The 1,527-nt window shown below is 78.5% G+C and carries 2 protein-coding genes; both read left to right on the top strand.

All coding sequences use genetic code 11. The features are described from left to right. The first annotated feature begins 143 nt into the window (after nucleotides 1-143). Nucleotides 144-662 (top strand): acyltransferase, encoded by a 519-nt coding sequence (locus EBM89_RS22515; RefSeq protein ID WP_122151416.1) that lies wholly within the window; start codon nucleotides 144-146, stop codon nucleotides 660-662. Between the two features lie 34 nt (nucleotides 663-696). Then, nucleotides 697-1,527: glycosyltransferase family 2 protein (locus EBM89_RS20635; RefSeq protein ID WP_147463658.1), on the top strand; the 831-nt coding region annotated here is incomplete at its 3' end.

The raw sequence follows: 1,527 nt of genomic DNA, 5'->3' as shown, positions 1-1,527 counted from the left end.
CGACCCCGCCGACCGGCGGCGGCGCGGCGAGGCGGGCCGGGCCCTGGTCCGGCGCGCGCACACCCCGCAGGCGCTCGCCGCGCGACTCGGCGGCGAGCACGAGCACCAGCACGCGGGCGCGGCCCGCGGGGAGGACGGCTGACGTGGGACGACGGGGCGAGCTCCTGTTCAACCGGGCCCTGACGCACATCCCCAGCAACACGCTGCGGATCGCGGCCCTGCGCCGCCTCGGCGCGGACCTGGGCGAGCACGTGTACCTGTTCGGCAGCTCCGAGGTGCTGGAGCCCGGCAACCTCCGGATCGCCGGGCGCTGCCACGTGGGCCGGTACTGCCAGATCGACGCGCGCGGCGGCATCGACATCGGCCACGACGTCGTCATCGCCAGCCACGTGCTGCTGGTGACCGCCGACCACGACCTGCGCGACCCCGGCTTCGGGGGGCGGCTGGGCGCCATCACCATCGGCGACCGCGCGTGGCTCGCCAGCCGGTCCACGGTCGTGCGCGGCGTCACCATCGGCGAGGGCGCGGTGGTCGCCGCGGGCGCGGTCGTCACCCAGGACGTGCCGCCGTGGACGATCGTCGGCGGCGTGCCCGCCAAGCCGATCGGCGAGCGCCCGCGCGAGCAGACCTACCGGATCGACTACGGCCCCGAGCGCTACTGAGGCGCGCCGCGTCGCCGTCCCCGCCGCCCTGTGGTTGGCTGGCCCCGACGAGGTCCGGTTCATCCCGTGGGGGGACGCGATGGGCGAGCGGTCGGCGAGCGCGGGTGCGGGCGAGGCCACGCCCCTGGACGTCACGGTGGTGATCGCGGCGCGCGACGCCGCCCGGACCCTGCCGCACCAGCTGCGCGCGCTGGCCGCGCAGCGCACCCGGTGCCGGTGGGAGGTCCTGGTCGCCGACAACGGCTCGACCGACGGCACGGCCCGCGTCGTGGAGCGCGCCCGGGCGTGGTTGCCGCGGGTGCGCGTCCTGGACGCCGCCGCGGTGCGCGGGGCCGGTGCGGCGCGCAACGCCGCCGCCGAGGTCGCGCGCGGGGACGCCCTGCTGTTCTGCGACGCGGACGACGTCGTGGACCCCGGGTGGGTCGACGCGATGCGCGGGGCCCTGCGCCGCAGCGACCTGGTGGCCGGGCGGCTGGAGTGGGAGCGGCTGAACGACGCCGCCGCGCTCGCCTCGCGCGCCCTGCCGCAGGACGACGGCCTGCAGTCCAGCGAGCCGCTGCCCGCGCTGCCCTGCGCGAGCGCGAGCAACCTCGCGATCCGGCGCGACCGGTTCCGGCGGCTCGGCGGATTCGACACCGGTGCCCGGTACCTGCAGGACACCGACCTGTGCTGGCGGGCGCAGCTCGACGGCGCGCACCTGGCTTTCGAGCCCGCCGCCGTGGTGCACATGCGGCTGCGGGCGAACCTGCGCGGCGCGTGGCGGCAGGGACGGGGCTCGGGGATGGGGCAGCGCTGGCTGGCCGCGCGCTACGGGCGGGTCGCCGCGTCGCTCGCCGACGGAGCGCCGGGCGGGGCGCCGGCCGCC

The organism is Cellulomonas triticagri, from assembly GCF_003696205.1.
In the GTDB taxonomy this organism is placed as follows: Bacteria; Actinomycetota; Actinomycetes; order Actinomycetales; family Cellulomonadaceae; genus Cellulomonas; species Cellulomonas triticagri.
This window is presented reverse-complemented; position numbering and strand designations above follow the sequence as displayed.